Source organism: Campylobacter concisus (genome assembly GCF_003048675.2).
In the GTDB taxonomy this organism is placed as follows: domain Bacteria; phylum Campylobacterota; class Campylobacteria; order Campylobacterales; family Campylobacteraceae; genus Campylobacter_A; species Campylobacter_A concisus_F.
Window position 1 is genome coordinate 1,571,408 of the sequence record NZ_CP060707.1, and the last position, 16,377, is coordinate 1,587,784.

16 protein-coding genes are annotated in these 16,377 nt (G+C 38.7%); 5 read left to right on the forward strand and 11 right to left on the reverse strand.

The features are described 5' to 3' along the window. Window position 1: 1 nt before the first annotated feature. The 6 genes from CVT00_RS07885 to obgE are packed head-to-tail and all read right to left on the reverse strand — an operon-like array spanning window position 2 to window position 4,579. On the reverse strand, window positions 2–784 hold the full coding sequence (locus CVT00_RS07885; protein ID WP_103558861.1) for a ParA family protein: 783 nt from the start codon (window positions 782–784) through the stop codon (window positions 2–4). Beyond that, window positions 781–1,416 (reverse strand): biotin--[acetyl-CoA-carboxylase] ligase, encoded by a 636-nt coding sequence (locus tag CVT00_RS07890; RefSeq protein WP_107914687.1) that lies wholly within the window; start codon window positions 1,414–1,416, stop codon window positions 781–783. The genes CVT00_RS07885 and CVT00_RS07890 overlap by 4 nt, the downstream gene beginning before the upstream one ends. A 1-nt stretch (window position 1,417) precedes the next feature. After that, complete coding sequence (gene thiD, locus CVT00_RS07895; protein WP_103614763.1) at window positions 1,418–2,206, reverse strand: bifunctional hydroxymethylpyrimidine kinase/phosphomethylpyrimidine kinase; 789 nt, start codon at window positions 2,204–2,206, stop codon at window positions 1,418–1,420. A gap of 16 nt (window positions 2,207–2,222) precedes the next feature. Next, window positions 2,223–3,128: a methionyl-tRNA formyltransferase gene (gene fmt, locus CVT00_RS07900; protein ID WP_107914689.1), complete on the reverse strand. Its 906-nt coding sequence runs from the start codon at window positions 3,126–3,128 to the stop codon at window positions 2,223–2,225. Window positions 3,129–3,144: 16 nt separating this feature from the next. Continuing rightward, window positions 3,145–3,474 (reverse strand): GDP-mannose dehydrogenase, encoded by a 330-nt coding sequence (locus tag CVT00_RS07905; protein ID WP_107914691.1) that lies wholly within the window; start codon window positions 3,472–3,474, stop codon window positions 3,145–3,147. A gap of 46 nt (window positions 3,475–3,520) precedes the next feature. Then, window positions 3,521–4,579: a GTPase ObgE gene (gene obgE / locus CVT00_RS07910; protein ID WP_107914694.1), complete on the reverse strand. Its 1,059-nt coding sequence runs from the start codon at window positions 4,577–4,579 to the stop codon at window positions 3,521–3,523. Window positions 4,580–4,754: 175 nt separating this feature from the next. On the opposite strand from obgE, the gene polA reads away from it, so the two are divergent. After that, window positions 4,755–7,391: a DNA polymerase I gene (gene polA, locus CVT00_RS07915; protein WP_107914696.1), complete on the forward strand. Its 2,637-nt coding sequence runs from the start codon at window positions 4,755–4,757 to the stop codon at window positions 7,389–7,391. An 88-nt stretch (window positions 7,392–7,479) separates the two neighbouring features. On the opposite strand, the gene CVT00_RS07920 is transcribed toward polA, so the two are convergent. Next, window positions 7,480–7,914 carry a DUF2809 domain-containing protein gene (locus CVT00_RS07920; protein ID WP_230853740.1) on the reverse strand — a complete coding sequence of 145 codons (435 nt, stop codon included), beginning with the start codon at window positions 7,912–7,914 and terminating at the stop codon, window positions 7,480–7,482. Window positions 7,915–8,248: 334 nt separating this feature from the next. On the opposite strand from CVT00_RS07920, the gene CVT00_RS07925 reads away from it, so the two are divergent. After that, window positions 8,249–9,916: an anaerobic C4-dicarboxylate transporter gene (locus tag CVT00_RS07925; protein WP_103558867.1), complete on the forward strand. Its 1,668-nt coding sequence runs from the start codon at window positions 8,249–8,251 to the stop codon at window positions 9,914–9,916. A 44-nt stretch (window positions 9,917–9,960) separates the two neighbouring features. Here CVT00_RS07925 and flhB read toward each other — a convergent pair whose 3' ends face one another. After that, window positions 9,961–11,034, reverse strand: coding sequence for a flagellar biosynthesis protein FlhB (gene flhB, locus CVT00_RS07930; RefSeq protein ID WP_002942594.1), 1,074 nt, complete (start codon window positions 11,032–11,034; stop codon window positions 9,961–9,963). Between the two features lie 144 nt (window positions 11,035–11,178). On the opposite strand from flhB, the gene CVT00_RS07935 reads away from it, so the two are divergent. The 3 genes from CVT00_RS07935 (at window position 11,179) to rpmA (ending at window position 12,830) form a co-directional block, all read left to right on the forward strand. Next, entirely contained in the window at window positions 11,179–12,141 is a 963-nt protein-coding gene (locus CVT00_RS07935; protein ID WP_103558868.1) for a hypothetical protein, read from the forward strand. A 105-nt stretch (window positions 12,142–12,246) separates the two neighbouring features. Continuing rightward, complete coding sequence (rplU, locus tag CVT00_RS07940) at window positions 12,247–12,561, forward strand: 50S ribosomal protein L21 (protein WP_002942523.1); 315 nt, start codon at window positions 12,247–12,249, stop codon at window positions 12,559–12,561. An 11-nt stretch (window positions 12,562–12,572) separates the two neighbouring features. Next, a complete protein-coding gene (rpmA, locus tag CVT00_RS07945) occupies window positions 12,573–12,830 on the forward strand; it encodes a 50S ribosomal protein L27 (RefSeq protein ID WP_002942569.1) in 258 nt (85 codons plus the stop codon). Window positions 12,831–12,876: 46 nt separating this feature from the next. On the opposite strand, the gene CVT00_RS07950 is transcribed toward rpmA, so the two are convergent. From CVT00_RS07950 to CVT00_RS07960, 3 genes are read right to left on the reverse strand one after another with little or no spacing between them, the layout of a single operon-like run. Next, complete coding sequence (locus CVT00_RS07950; protein WP_103558869.1) at window positions 12,877–13,983, reverse strand: glycosyltransferase; 1,107 nt, start codon at window positions 13,981–13,983, stop codon at window positions 12,877–12,879. Window positions 13,984–13,986: 3 nt separating this feature from the next. Next, complete coding sequence (locus tag CVT00_RS07955; protein ID WP_103558870.1) at window positions 13,987–15,261, reverse strand: O-antigen ligase family protein; 1,275 nt, start codon at window positions 15,259–15,261, stop codon at window positions 13,987–13,989. Further along, a complete protein-coding gene (locus CVT00_RS07960; RefSeq protein WP_107914698.1) occupies window positions 15,258–16,340 on the reverse strand; it encodes a glycosyltransferase family 4 protein in 1,083 nt (360 codons plus the stop codon). Before CVT00_RS07960 ends, CVT00_RS07955 begins: the two co-directional genes overlap by 4 nt. Between the last annotated feature and the right edge of the window lie 37 nt (window positions 16,341–16,377).

Consider the following 16,377-nt stretch of genomic DNA (forward strand, 5'->3'; position numbering starts at 1 on the left):
TTTAGTTTAAAATACAATATGCCAAATTTTGATACGCGATCGAGCCTGGTGATTTTATATCATAAAGTATCACCGGCTTGCCAAAACTTGGGCTTTCAGCAAGTTTTACGTTTCTTGGAACGACTACAAATTCCTCTTTGCCGTCCTTGCTCTTGAAGAGCTTATTTTCAAAATGCTGCTTTAAATTTGCAATGGTCTCTTTTGAGAGATTGTTTTGCGAGCTAAACATAGTTGGCAAAAAGCCCTTTATATTTAGCTTTGGATTTATCGTTTTTTTGATGATCTTTACAGTGTTTAGAATCTGCGCCAAACCCTCAAGTGCGTAAAATTCGCACTGGATCGGGATGATCACACTATCGCTTGCACTAAGAGCATTTATCGTGATGCTGCCAAGTGCTGGAGGACTATCGATGATGATAAAATCATAGTCGCCCACAACTTCTGAAATTTTGTTTTTAAGGATTAGTTTATAGTCCTTGCTTTGGTCGTTAAATTCTTGCTCGATGCCGACAAGTCCGATGTTTGACGGAGCTAAAAAAAGCGTTGGGATCTCAGTTTTTAGTACGATTTGTGAGAGCTTTTTTCTATCTGTTAAGACATGATAGATGTTAAACTCGTAGTCGCTTCTGCTAAAACCAAGTCCTGTCGTCGCATTTGCCTGTGGATCGATGTCTATTAATAATACTTTTTTCTCAGCAACCGCCAGTGATGCGGCTAAATTTACGGCCGTTGTGGTCTTGCCAACGCCGCCTTTTTGGTTAGCTATTGTTATTATCTCGCTCATCTTAAAGAATATACCTTTTCCCCATTTAATAATATCGCTCCATCCTCGCAAATTTCAGCATCCTGAAGCGAAACAGCTCTATTTGCAATATGCGTAATAAAACTTTTTGACTTGCAAAAGTCTATCCTAAATTTGCTAAAAATTGGCTTCCATAAAATCTTTTTATCAAGCATGCTAACAAAGCCCCAAACTAGCTCATCTACACTAGCTTTTATGTCTAAAATGCCCGCATTTTCGGGCGCGCTAGCTAAATTTATCCCCATGCCGCAAATGTAAATTTCATCCACTTTATTTGTCAAAGTGCCGCCTATCTTGCGATCATCTACGTAAAAATCATTTGGCCATTTTAGCCAGCACTTTGAGCCAAGTTCGCTCAAGACTTCACGCATCAGCATAGAAAAATATATCGAGATCGAGGGCGGAGGTATGTCGCTTGGAAGCTCATCTTCGCTTACGCAAAATGACATAAATAAATTTCCACCAAGTCCCTCCCAGCTGTTGCCACGGCTGCCGACCCCCTTGGTTTGATTGTGCGCTACGACCATGTGCGGGGGCTTTATCTCGCCGTTTTTTATAGCGTCTATCAAAAATTCCTGCGTCGAAGGCAGACTTTGAAAAAACTCTACTTGCAAATCACACCTTAAATTTATAGAAGTGATTTACTGGATTTTGTCCGCCGCCAATGATGACCGCGTTTTTGATAGCGTTAAAGATATAATCATGTGCGTTTTTCACGCTTTCTTTTAAACTATGGCCATTTGCTAAATTTGAAGCGATCGCGCTTGATAGCGAGCAGCCTGAGCCGTGTGTCGCAGTCGTCTTTATGCGCTCATCGCTAAAAATTTCATACTCTTTGCCATCATAAAATATATCAAGCGACTTGCCTTCTATCTCGCCACACTTTAGATAGACGCTCTTTGTGCCAAATTTCAAAAGCTCCTTGCAAGCCTCTTTAAGCTCACTCTCGCCCTTTAGCTCACGCTTTAAAATTTCGCGCGCTTCAAAGATATTTGGCGTGATCACGCTTGCAAGTGGAAAAAGCTCCTCCACGATCGCGTCTTTTGCAGTGCCCTCTAGCCAGATGTCGCCATTTTTACAGCTCATGACTGGGTCAAGCACGACTGGCGGTAATTTTTTGATCTCTCTTAGCGTTTTTGCGACGCTTTTGATGATCTCAACGCTTGGGACAACGCCTATTTTTATCACATCAACTCTTATATCATCAAATATCGCTCTTATCTGATCCTCGATGAGCTTTGGCTCAACTAGCTGCATGCCAAATATGCCCTTTGTATTTTGAGCAGTGACCGCTGTGATCGCTCCCATCGCATATACACCGTGTGCTATAAAGACCTTTATATCAGCTAAAACTCCAGCTCCGCCACTTGGATCAACTCCTGCTATACTTAGCGCATTTTTCATAACCGCTCCTTTAAATTTATTTTAATTCATCGCCAACGCTAAGGCGCCTACCATTTATATATGCTTTTGCGTTTGTTGGCTTTTTGCTTGGCTCTTGTAGCTCGTAAATTTTGACCGCCCCACCCTTGCAAGCAACCACAACGTGGTCTTTTTCTACGCTTAAAATTTCTCCGTTTTTGCCACTTCTTTCGCTTAGCTCAAGCGATAAAATTTTTAGCCCGCTTGCCAGATAAAGCCCTGGCCAAGGTGTGAGCGCACGAAATTTATTATAAATTTGTCCCGCCTCTTCATCAAAGCTAAAAAGTCCGTCGCTCTTGCTTATCTTTTTGCAGTGCGTGGCCTTGCTCTCGTCTTGCTTTTGTGGCTTTAAATTTTCAAAATTCTTAAGCACTTTTACGATTAGCTCACCGCCAAGCTCACCTAGCTCACTAAAAAGCTCGCTTGACATCTTACTCTCGCAAGGCGTGTAGATGAAGTCTAGCATATCACCAGTGTCAAGCCCAGCGTCCATTAGCATAGCTGTGACGCCGGTTTGCTTCTCGCCTGCTAGGATCGCGCTTTGAATGGGGCTTGCACCTCTATATTTTGGCAAGATCGAGGCGTGTAAATTTATACAAGTTGCCACATCTAAAACGCTTTGGGGTAAAATTTTACCATACGCTGCCACTACTATAAATTTAGGCTCAAATGCCTTTAGCTCACTAACCACCGCCTCATCTTTTAGCGTATTTGGTGTAAAGACTGGCACGCCTACTAGCTCATTTTGCGCGTAAATTTTGACCTCGCTTGGGGTTAAAATTTGCTTTCTGCCAACTGGCTTATCAGGCTGGGTAAAGACCGCTTTTATATTAAAGCCAGCTTCTTTTAGGTGCCTAAGTATCCTAACAGCATAATCAGGCGTCCCCATAAAAACTACATTCATCACTTTCCTTTAAATTTCAACGACTTTTATTTTGATCTGCCTTTTGCCTGCTTGGCGGCCAAGAGGCGCATGGATATTTTTGCCAACTAATCTTTTGAAAGACTAACCCTCTTAGCTCATCAATGCTAATTTTGCCGTTGTGACTAAGCCTCTTAAATTCCTCACTAGTGCATAGATCTGGTGCTATTTTTAGCATCTCGGGCGTTTTACATGCCTTCCACTCATCTAAATTTAGCGTGCCGTCACGATCTATGTCATTAAAATCTAAAAACATATATGCTGGATCGGCCGGCTCGCAGCTATATGCACCAAGACAAAATAGCATAATGCAAAAAATTTTCTTCATTTTATATTCTTAAATTTCTATGCTCAAATTGCCAAAAATTCGCAACTCAAAGCTCCTTTTTTAGTAGCTCAAGCAGTGCAAATTTAAGCTCATCGATGTTCTCATTTGTCGCTGATGAGATTGGCAAAACAAAGTATGGTTTTTTCGCGTCAAAGCTGTAAATATCTTGCTTATAGACAAATTTACCAACTTGATTTGGCTCTAAATTTATGCTTTTCATAAATTCTCTTATATTTTCATCTAAATTTTCAGCCGCATCGACTCTGGTGATCGCGATAGCATAGTCCCTGCTAGCAAGCACACTTGAAAATTTAGCCACCTCTTCTTTTAGCACGCTAAACTGCTCGCTCATGCTTCTGTAGTTCGCACTATCTATCATAAAAAGCAAGATTTTATTTCTCTCGATGTGCTTTAAAAACTGCACGCCAAGACCGCGTCCGTCGCTCGCTCCCTCGATGATGCCAGGGATATCAGCCATAACAAAGCCGCTAAACTCATCTACCTCGACAAGTCCGAGCTTTGGCGTAAGGGTGGTAAATTCGTAGTTTGCGATCTGTGGTTTGGCGTTTGAGACGGCTGAAATGAGGGTTGATTTGCCAACATTTGGAAAGCCAACAAGGCCTACGTCAGCTATCAGCTTTAGCTCGAGTCTGACCTCCACGCTCTCTTCTGGCATGCCCTTTTGAGCGTACTCTGGGGCTTGGTTGATAGAGTTTTTAAAGTGGAAATTTCCAAGTCCGCCCTTGCCGCCTTTTAAAAATAGCGTCCTTTGCCCCTCATTTACCATGTCGCAAAGAAGCTCATTTGTCTGCGCGTCATAGACCGCCGTTCCTGGTGGCACGATGAGCTCCAAGCTCTCCCCTTTTTTGCCAGTCATGCGTCTGCCCATGCCAGCCTCGCCGTCGCTTGCTCTCATCGCCCTTTTGCCCTTGTAGTTTGCCAGTGTGTGGGTGTTGTTATCGCAGACAAAATAGACATCTCCGCCGTCACCGCCATCTCCGCCGTCTGGGCCGCCTAAAATGACGTGCTTTTCGCGGCGAAAACTTACTGCACCAGCACCGCCATGGCCTGAGCTTAGGGTTAATTTCACGCTATCTATAAACATTTTTTACCTTAAATTTATCTATTATTTAGTTTGAATTTTAGGCGAGATTATATCTTTTAAATGATTAAAATTTGTTTTGCGTTTAAAATTTCACTTTGTTTTTAGCATCTTATAATTTTAGAAAATCAGCCAAATTTTTGCCTAAATTTCATAAAATGGCGCAAAAGGATAGAGAATGAAAACACTTACGATTATTGATACTTTTGGCTTCTTTTTTAGGCTTTATTACGCTATGAGCGGGCTTAAAAACAGAGATGGCAAACCAAGTGGCATGATAAGTGGCTTTGCAAATTTCATAGCGAGCCTAAAAGATGAGTACCAAAGCGACTACCTCATCTTCGCACTTGATAGCAAGGGCAAGACCCTGCGCCACGAAATTTTGGGCGAATACAAGGCAAACAGAAGCGAGCCGCCAGCACAGCTAAAAGAGCAGCTACCAGTTTGTATAGATATGATAGACAAAATGGGACTTTACAGCCTTAGCCGCGAGGGCTACGAGGCCGATGATATCATCGCAAGTGCGGTTAAAATTTGCAAAGATAAAGATATATTTGTGCGAATAGTCACGCATGATAAGGACCTTTACCAGCTCATAGAAGACGGCAAAGTGAGCATCTACAGCCCGCAAAGCAAGATCGACCACGATAGCGCTAGCTGCTTTGAAAAGTATGGAGTTTATCCAGCTCAGGTAAGGGACTTTTTAGCCATCGCAGGAGATAGCTCAGACAACATCCCAGGCGTCAAAGGCATCGGCGCAGTGGGGGCTAAGAAGCTTTTGGCTGAGTATGGTAGCTTAGAGGGAATTTATGAAAATTTAGCCCTTCTTAGAAACGAGCGCACCAAAAATATGCTAGCAGCCGCAAGAGACGAGGCGTTTTTGAGTAAAAAACTAGCCACGCTCTTTGATGACGCGGTCACTTCGCTTGATCTAGAGCAGTCCAAATTTCCAGAGCAAAATCCTTTGATAAATATCTCAGAAATTTTAAAAGAATACGATCTAAACAGGCTTCTTAAGAGCTTGCAAAAAGAAGAAAATGCTGAATTTAAGCTTGGTTTTAGAGCAAATTTACTACTTGATGAGGCAAGCATCGAAAAACTGCTCTCTAGCGTCACGCCAGAGACCATCGTCGCCTTTGACACTGAGACCACGGGCGTTGATAGCAAGAGCGCAAAGATCGTTGGTTTTAGCTTTTGCTTTAACGACGAGGACGCCTACTACGTGCCAGTAGCTCACAACTATCTTGGCGCGCCAAAGCAAATAGACCTAAAATTTGCCACTTGGGCGGTAGGACAAATTTATAAAGGCTGCGTGATCGGACAAAATTTAAAATATGACTTTGAGATCGTTAAAAACAACCTTGGGCTAAACCCGCCCGCAAATTTCAAAGACACGATGATACTTGCGTGGCTTAGCGATCCAAACTCGAGCGTTGGCATGGACGCGCTGGCAAAGAGGCTATATGACTATGACACGATCAAATTTGAAGATGTGGTCAAAAAGGGGCAGACTTTTGGCGATGTGCCACTAGAAAATGCCGCTAAATACGCAAGCGAAGATGCTTGGATAACGCTTAAATTTTATAAAACTTTTTTAAACACGCTTGATAAAAATTTACTAGCCCTTGCCGACGCACACGAGTTTCCTTTTATCCTTACGCTCTTTGACATGGAGCAAAACGGCATCAAGATAAACGAAGCTAAGATGCAAAAGCTCATCCTTGAAAACGACACCAAACTAAAGGCACTAACAAGTGAAATTTACGAGCTAAGCGGCGAAAATTTTAATATAAACTCAGTAAAACAGCTTGGTGTTATACTTTTTGAGCATCTAAAACTTCCAACCAAAAAGAAGACAAAAACAGGATATAGCACCGATGAGAGCGTGCTAGCTGAGCTTACGGACGCTCATCCAGTGATAGAAAAAATTTTAGCTTACAGAGAGCTATATAAACTGCAAAGCACCTACTGCGAGCCACTTTTAGCGCTTGCGAAAAAGGACGAGGGCTCGCGAATTTACACGAGCTTTTTGCAAACTGGCACGAGCACAGGCAGGCTTTCAAGTAAAAATCCAAATTTACAAAATATCCCAGCTCGTGGCAGCCTCGCAAAGGATGTCAGAGAGTGCTTTGAGGCGCGCGAGGGATATAGCTTTGTGGCGCTTGACTACAGCCAGATCGAGCTTAGACTGCTAGCTCACTTTAGCCGTGATCCTGCGCTTCTTGAGGCGTTTAAAAATGACGATGATATCCACGCAAGGACGGCTATTAGCATATTTGGTAGCAGCGACGGACAAAATAGAGCCGTGGCAAAGAGTATAAATTTTGGCCTCATTTACGGCATGGGCTCAAGCAAGCTGGCAAATCAAGTAAATATCACAAGAGCCGAGGCAAAAGAGTATATAGAGCGATATTTTAAGGCATTTGCGACGATCAAAGAATTTTTAGAGAGCATAAAAATTTCAGCCAAAAACGACGGCTTTGTGCAGACACTACTTGGTAGAAAGCGCTACTTTGACTTTAAAAGTGCCACACCTATGCAAATAGCTATGTTTGAGCGCGAAGCGGTAAATACGGTCTTTCAAGGCTCCGCAGCAGACCTTGTCAAGATGGCGATGGTAAAAGTTAGAGCAAATTTAGATGAGAACGCAAAAATGTTGCTTCAGATACATGACGAGCTGATCTTTGAAGTAAAAGACGAGTTTGCGCAGGAATTTGGCAGAGCGACGCAAAAGACGATGGAGGAAATTTACACGTTAAATGTGCCACTTAAAACATCGCTAAATATCGCCAAAAACTGGGGCGAGCTAAAATAGAGCAAATTTTGGCTAGCCTATCTAAATTTAAATGAGCTAGTCCATTTTTCTATTGTAATTTAAGCGGCATATATAAATAGGTATAAATTTACCAAGCTTTGCTTTTTTGCATAGATAAATTTTCAAACAAATAAGCTAAAATGCAGCCAGCTAAGTAGCAAATAATGTCCGTCCAGTCAAATGTCCCACCAAAAATTATCCGCAATGTAGAGCTTTTCACACCTAAAATTTCAAGAATTTTGAGGTATTGCGCGGCTTCTATAAAAAGCGAAACGACAAAGATGCAAATGGCTAAATTTATAGGAGCCACCCTAAATATAACTCGCCCAAACGCATAAAGCATCGCAGTAGCTAGCACATCGCCAATATAATGTCTTATAAAACCACCTTTAATAAAAATCGCAATATAAATTTCCATCGCCAAAATAATAATGCCTATCACCGACCAGATTACTCTTTTATTTTGGCTAAATTTGCTTTTGTTTATAGATAAAGGTATCGCTTCTTTTGTTTTTTCTCTCAAATTTATCCCTTTAAATTTATCTCGTAGATTTTAACACAGATGATAGCGCCCCGCAACTTTTTACAAGTATATAAAATAAAACTTAAATTTTTATATTAATAATTTTTAAAAACAAAGAATGAAAAATTTAGATTTTATAGTTTATACAAAGTAAAATTTATAAATTTAGAAAGAGTGGCGATGATACAAAAATTTAGACCAAGATGACCCATCAACAAGCTTTCAACTAATGCAAAACTCTCACTTTTGTCAAATTAATCTTAAAATATAAGTTTAATCTCAATTCATAAGAGATATAATCAACATTAAATTTACATTTAACTTAGGAGGTTTCATGGATTTTCTCATGAATTTAAGTGAAGGCGTGCAGTTTGCTATCCAGCTTCTCATCGTCCTTATCTGTTTGTTTTACGGAGCTAAAAAAGGCGGTATAGCGCTTGGTATGCTAGGCGGTATCGGTCTTATAGTTCTAGTTTTTGGATTTAACATCGAGCCTGGTAAGCCTGCTATCGATGTTATGCTAACCATCCTTGCTGTCGTTGTGGCAAGTGCTACACTTCAAGCTAGTGGCGGTCTTGACGTCATGCTTCAAATAGCAGAAACCATACTTAGAAAAAATCCAAAATATGTAAGTATCCTAGCTCCATTTGTAACATGTACACTTACTATTCTATGCGGAACTGGACACGTTGTTTATACCGTGCTTCCTATCGTTTATGACATCGCTATCAAAAACGGCATCCGCCCAGAGCGTCCTATGGCTGCAAGCTCGATAGCTTCACAAATGGGTATCATCGCTAGCCCAGTTTCAGTTGCTGTTGTAACCCTTACTAGCTTTCTTATCAACGCTAAAACTCACTTAGCTGGCTTTGATGGATACTTAGACCTTTTAAAGATCACTATCCCATCGACATTTTGTGGCGTTTTGGCGATAGGAATTTTTAGCTGGTTTAGAGGCAAAGACCTTGATAAAGACGAAGTCTTTCAAGCAAAACTTCAAGACCCTGAGTTTAAAAAATACGTTTATGGCGATAGCGCAACACTTCTAGGCAAAAAACTTCCAATGCACCAATGGGCTGCAATGTGGATATTTTTAGGCTCTATCCTTGTAGTCGCACTTCTTGGATACTTTAAAGATCTTCGCCCAAGCTGGACTACTTACAAAGACGCAACAGTCGTTCAAATAGTAGCAAACCTTCCAACTGAGCAAAAAGTCTTAAAAACCTTAAAGATAAAAGACGCAAGCATCCAAACAGAAGCTGCTGAGTTAAAAGTTTCAAACGACAAACTAAATGCAAACCAAAAAGCTCAATCAGTTAAAATCATCGGCAAAGATGCAAATCAAACTCTTACTCGCACAGCTGATGGTGCAGTAACATATATAAATGAAAAAGGTGCAAAAGAGGAATTTCAAGGCGCTTATATCAACATAAGCAACAAACTAGCCTCTTCAAAGAGCCTAAGCATGGTTCATGTTATCCAAATTTTCATGCTTTTAACAGGTGCCATCATCTTGATATTTACTCCAACAGATGCTAGCAAGATCGGTAAAAACGAGATTTTTAGATCAGGCATGATCGCGCTTGTTGCGGTATTTGGTATCTCTTGGATGGCTGAGACTATGTTTGCAGTACATACTCCGATGATGAAAGAAGCCCTTGGTGGCATCGTAAAAGAGCACCCTTGGACCTATGCGGTTATGCTACTTATCATCTCTAAATTTGTTAACTCTCAAGCTGCAGCCTTGGTTGCGTTCGTGCCATTAGCACTAAACATCGACGTTAACCCTGCTGTAATCCTAGCCTTTGCGCCAGCTTGCTATGGATACTACATCCTACCAACATACCCAAGCGACCTTGCGGCTATTCAGTTTGACAGAAGTGGCACAACGCATATTGGTAAATTTGTTATCAACCACAGCTTCATCTTCCCAGGCCTTATCGGAGTTATAGTCTCTTGTATATTTGGCTATATCTTCGCTACTGCGTTTGGCTATCTATAATAGATAAATTTCTTGCCGCCCTTTGGTGGCAAGAAATTTCTTCATCAAAGTTTATCTTGAAATTTCTGCTTATTACTCATATAAACAAAGCTTAGCACTTCAGCCACAGCCCTAAAAAGGTGTGCTGGTATCGTGTCATCGACCTCACAAACTCTATAAAGCTCCCTTGCAAGAGGTGGATTTTCATAAATTTGCACTCCGTTTTCAACCGCTACCTTTTTTATCTGAAGCGCTAAGAAATCAACCCCTTTAGCAAGTATTATCGGCGCTTCGTCACGGCTTTTGTCATATCTGATCGCCACGGCATAGTGAGTTGGGTTTGTTATGACGACATCAGCTTGTGGAATGTTTTGCATCATTCGTCGTTTGGCTGCACGCATTTGCGCTTGGCGGATCCTGCCTTTTACCTGTGGGTCACCCTCCATCTGCTTATACTCGTCCTTGATCTCTTGCTTGCTCATGCGAAGATCCTTAAAATACTGAAAACGCACGATAAGCAGGTCAGCAAGGCCGATCACAAAAAGTATAAAAAGCATGACGCTAACTAGAATGATGAGCTTCTCTTTTAGCCACGCAAGCTGGTCAAACATAGAGAAAAAGAGCGTGTGTGGAAGCTCTTTGATAAACTGCAAGAAAAAGTAAAATCCAACACCAAAGACAATGCTTACTTTAACGACGATTTTGACGCTCTCGATCGCCTTTTTCATAGAAAATAAATTTTTTAGCCCTTTTAGTGGATTTATCTTGCCAAAATTTGGCGTTATAGGCTTTGTGGTAAATATAAAACCAAACTGCATTACATTTGCGATTATGCCGGCAACCGCGACACAGATGCAAACTGGCAGGATCATCAAAAGAGCCCTGCCAAAGGTATTTACAACGATCATTTTTACCGTTGGCAATGTCAGTGGCTGACCGATAAATTTAGAGTAGTAGATGTAAAGCGAGATGACCTGATCTTTCATGAAATTTAGCATCGCAAGCAGCACACCAATGGCGATGACTAGGGTTACAAAGCCAGATAGATCCTGACTTTTGGGGACGTTGCCGTCCTTTTTGGCGTCTTCTATCTTTTTGGGGGTCGCTTCTTCGGTTTTTTCCTGATCTTCGCCTGCCATCTTTGTCCTAGAGTTGCTTAAATTTGGGGCGATTATAGCCAAAATGCGGTTAAAATATCCGCTAAATTTAACTTTTTGTGAGCCAAAAAACTAAGCCATTTTAGGCGTTTTTGGCTAAAATTAGCAAAAATAAGGAGAGGTAAAATGTCATTTTTAGATGGATTATTTAACATTTTTAAAGCCAAAAAACCACCAAAAAGCAATGAAGAGCTACTTTTAGACGAGTACGCAAGCATTTACGCCGAGATAAAAGAGAAAAATTTAAACGATTACGACTTTTTGTGTGAGCTCATACGATTACTCTCTTTTTCAAGAGCTAGACGCTACGACTTTTGCCTTGATAAGTGCCTAGCTGAGGGCGACGCTGAGGCACTAAACGATCTCATCTTTCAATACGCTAAGCTAAATTTACTCCCAGGATGTAGCGGCGGATATGACCAGTGTGAGAAGCTAATCCCAGCATTTTTTGCTATCGCTTGTGGCGACACAGATAGTATGGCAAGGATATTTCCAAAAGGCTTGCCACCTAGCAAAAACGGCTATAAATTTCTATGCGTTATGCATGATCTGCTCACGGCGATGCTTTGGCAGGATGAAAATTTACTTGATCCTGCTCTAGAAAAGGCTCACGCCTTTGCAGAGTCCAAAAAGCCAGCAAACGAAAGAGAGGCTGTTAAATTTGTGCTTGCCATACACGAAAAAGATACGGCCGCTATGAGCGAGCATTTGCAGAAATTTTGCTCCACTTTTGGCAGGACAGATGCGCCTAAATTTGAAAAACGCCTCTACATTTTTGCGCATGGACTTCACGCACTAGCGCGCTACTTTTTACCGCTTGAACTCTTTAAAGAGATAAAGCTACCAAAAAATGAAAATTTCAGTAAATTTTACGCACAAAGGCTCTTTCAAAATGAAATTCCTAAGCCAAAACTCTATTTTACTTTTCCGCCTGAGCTTGAACTGATAAATGTGATCTTAAGTGCACCAGTAGCCAAAACGCTGGTATATCAGCCACATTTGCCAAGCGACAAAACATTTTTCTTAGATCATAGCTCTATGATAAGAAATTTAGCCGACGAGATCATAAGATCAGGGACATTAAAGTAGAATTTATAAACTTTTAGCTAATATTCACACCTTACAACCAACAAAGCTCCATAAATCTTTTGCAAAAAGTGCTTTTTGGTCTTACCAAATTTAGAAAGGTAGAGTATGTCAAAATACGCTATATTTAAGCATGGTGGTAAGCAATATCGTGTTAGCGAGGGCGAGTTCCTTAAGCTAGATCACTTTAGTGCTGAAGCTAAATCAACCGTTGAGATTACAGAAGTTTTAGCTGTAAACGACGGCGAAGTAAAGGTAGGTGCGCCATTTGTTAAGGGTGCAAAAGTTGTTCTTGAGGTCGTCAATGAAGGCAAAGACAAAAAAGTAGTTATCTACAAAAAACGCAGACGTAAAGACTCAAAACTAAAACGCGGCTTTAGAAGACAATTTACACGTGTAAAAGTCGTAAGTATCGCAGCTTAAGGAGATAAGATATGGCACACAAAAAAGGTCAAGGTTCAACCCAAAATAACCGTGATAGTATCGGACGCCGATTAGGTGTTAAGAAATTTGGTGGCGAGTTTGTTCGTGCTGGCAATATAATCATCCGCCAAAGAGGAACAGCAACTCACGCTGGAAACAACGTAGGTCTTGGTAAAGATCACACTATTTTTGCATTAGTCGATGGCTTTGTAAAATTTGAAAGACTTGATAAAAACAGAAAAAAAGTATCTGTTTATCCAGCTGCATAATCCCAGGGGCGTTCGCCCCTTTTTATTTTTAAATCTACTCAAAAATTTAATTTATCTTTTCTAATTCTTTGATTATTTTTATAGCTCTATTTTTCCAAGTATTTTCACTCATACTTTCATAGGCATTTTTTGAAATTTTGTTTAGCTCTTCATTACTTAAAGTCTTTATGTAGTTAAATTTTTCTTCTAAACTTTTTTCATCCCCTGCTTCATACAAAAAACCGTTTTCGCCATCTTTTACTATTTCAGCAACTGGTGGGAAATTTGGAGCTAAGACGACATTTGAATTTGCCATATATTCAAAAAGCTTTAATGGAGTGCTATAAAGCGAATAATCACTTTTTACACTAGGTATTATCAAAATAGTATTGTTTTCAATAAGACTTTTTACAACTTCATTTTGAGGCAACAGTCCTTTAAAACATACCAAATTTTCAATCTCTCTTTCTTTAAGAGTGTTTTTTAAAGTTATAAAACTATTTCCACTATTTTTACCATAAAGTTCGAGCTTTATGTCAGTTTTTAAAGCAAAATCTAGCATCAAATCAAGACCTTTCCATAACAAGAATGAGCCATAATAGTTTATACTCGAAAAATCAAAATCTTTCTTCTTAAAATCATAATCTTGCTTGCAACCATTATAAACAACCGCTGAATTTGCTATTTGTAAGCCAAAAAATTTTCTAAGTTCATTTAGCGTACTGCTATTGTGCGAAAAGATAAAATCAGCATTTTGTAGTATCTCTTTTTCTATATCATAAAGTGCTTTGTTACCCAAGGTAAAACACTCATGCGCTTCAAATATAACCTTTTGATCAGGCATTTTATTTTCTAGTAAAAATTTAGCTATCTTCAAATGTCTTGTATAAAATATTGCATCTTTATTTAAGTAGTTATTTATTATCTTTTTTAGAAAAAAATTAAAAATTTTATTACTTTTTAAAAACAAGATCTTTTTTCTTACAAACAATATGTCACTAGCTTTTAGCTTTAAAGCAAATTTCTCATTTACCTCATTTAAATTTAAAGGAGACTGCGGTAAGACTAGCTTAGCATCACACATATTACTAAACTCAAAAAATGTATTTAGTATTGCTATCTCTCTTGCATTACCTTGCGGAATTGGTTCTGGATATATGTAAAATAGTTTCATAAATCACTCCTTGTTTTTGTACAAAAACACTATAAAAAGACCAAGCATTACATAAAGATGAGTAAAGTACATGGTCTCAAATAGCCCCCTAAATATATAAGAGCAAAGTATGCTTCCAAATATTGCTATATAAAATTTGTTGTTTGACAAATACCTTTTAAATGAGACAAAAAGCATATAAAAAACAAGTGCAACAAAAAAAGCAGTACCTACTACACCGTAATGATAATACTGACCGATAAATACTGGCTCGTCATGATGCGGGTACTTAGTTCCATCAGCGCCTACACCAGTTGGACCAAGGTCATCATTGTTAACATTTTTGTCATTTAAAAATTTAGCATATTGTTTACCGCCAAAGCCGATACCTATATAAGCTCTATCAGAGTCAAAAAGAAGCGGCAACCTCTTTGTTAAAATATCTCCTCTACCAGAAGTATAAAATCCTTGCGCAACTTTTAATTGTAAAAGCGTAGAGTTATAGTAGACGCAAACAGAGGCGGCAAGTAAAAATAGGCAGAATATCATGGATTTTTTATTTATAAGATTAATTTTTTCATTTTTAAAAGTTAGAGCCAACAGAACCATCAAACTTAGGGTAAGTGCAAGCCATGAGCCCCTAGCACCTGTAAGCAAAATAAAAATTAAACTAACAATAATGTTAAAAACTATGATAAAAAATTTGTAAAAATTATTTTTGATAAAAAATATTGAGACCAAAGAAAAAATAAATAAACTATCAAAAAAGCCTGCATAAAACCTATCTATAGGCTGCACCCATTGGTCTTTTTCATTTTTTAAATTTAAAAGAGTGCCATCTTCTATCCCTTTTATAAAAAAATGTATATTATCTATACTAAGTGCTGCAACCATGGCAAAAAATAACCATTTTGAGTTTTTATAGCTACCATCATGCCAAAGAAGAACGATAAAAATAAATATAAACGCTCTTTTAAATTCATTAAACGCTGAAAGTGCTGCGTTTTGCGTAGCATCATAAGGAAAAAATGATATGCCAAAAACATATAAATTTAAAAGCAAAAATAGCAATAAAATAGCTTTATTGTTCTTTGCATTGTTCTTTATATTTTGCATAACATTTTTAGTATCAACTGTAAAAAGGATCAATGTTAAAAATAGAGCTAAATATATGCCTAAATTTTTAATGGCGGTTATGTGTTCGTTATACTGGCCTATTAGAAACAAAGATAAAAAAACTAAAATTGCTATATTTAAATATCTGGTAGCTTTTAACTTTTCTTGGAAAAATCCTTTCATACCTCAACTAGCTCCTGTGCAAATTTTGACCACTCATACATGCCTTTTATACTCTCTCTTGGTCTTAAATTTTCTATATTTTCTAGCGTTAAATTTATCTTTTCTATCATGTCACTTTCATCAGAAATTTTAAATTTATACCCATTTACTCCGTCTTTTATGATCTCTTTCATGCCGCCATTTATGCTAACTACACAAGGTTTATTGGCTGCTAACGCCTCAATGACAGTTATGCCAAAAGCCTCATGCCCTATACTTGGTTGCAAATAAACATCACAAGCGTTATAGTACTCATTTAGCTCATCATGCCCGATAGCGCCAACAAAAATGACCTTTTGCTCCAAGTTAAGCTTAGCTGCTAGCTCTTTTAGACTTTGTAAATTTTCACCATCGCCAACCAGCATAAATTTAGCGTTTTTGATCTTATCTATATTTTTTACCATCATGCCAAAGCCTTTCCAGCCAACTACTCTACCAACGCTTCCTATCAAAATTTCATCACTTTTTACACCAAATTTCTCTCTTGTCTTCTCTTTTAGTGATGCATCTGGATAAAACTTCTCTTTATCTACGCCATTATAAACGACTTTAACCTCTCTACCATATCTTTCTCTTAAAATCTCTGCATTTGCGTCGCTAACACTAATGATCTTATCTATAAATTTGATAAAAAATTTATCAAAAAAATAAAAATCCTCGCCACCGCTTACAAAGACTGCTTTTAAATTCTTATCATGCCTCTTTAAAGCCCATGCAACAAAAAAATCAAATGGTTTATGCACAACTAAAATATCAAATTTTTCAGACTCTAAAAATTTTCTGGCATTAAAATAAAAACTAACTCTTTCAATAAATTTTCTAAATCTATTGCCTATTTTTATGACTTTTTCCCTAGGGCAAAAGCCAAACATCTTTAGGTTAATGCTACTGTCTTTTAAAAATGCTGGTATAAATTTACCTCTACCAGTACAAATGATCACCTCGTGTTCTTTAATAAGCTCTTTTGCAACTGAGTAGTAAAATGTCTCAACACCGCCAATTTTTAGCGCAGTTGTCACGTTATAAAGCAATATTTTCAAAATTTATCCCTTAATTTTTTCATAATATTAGCATAAA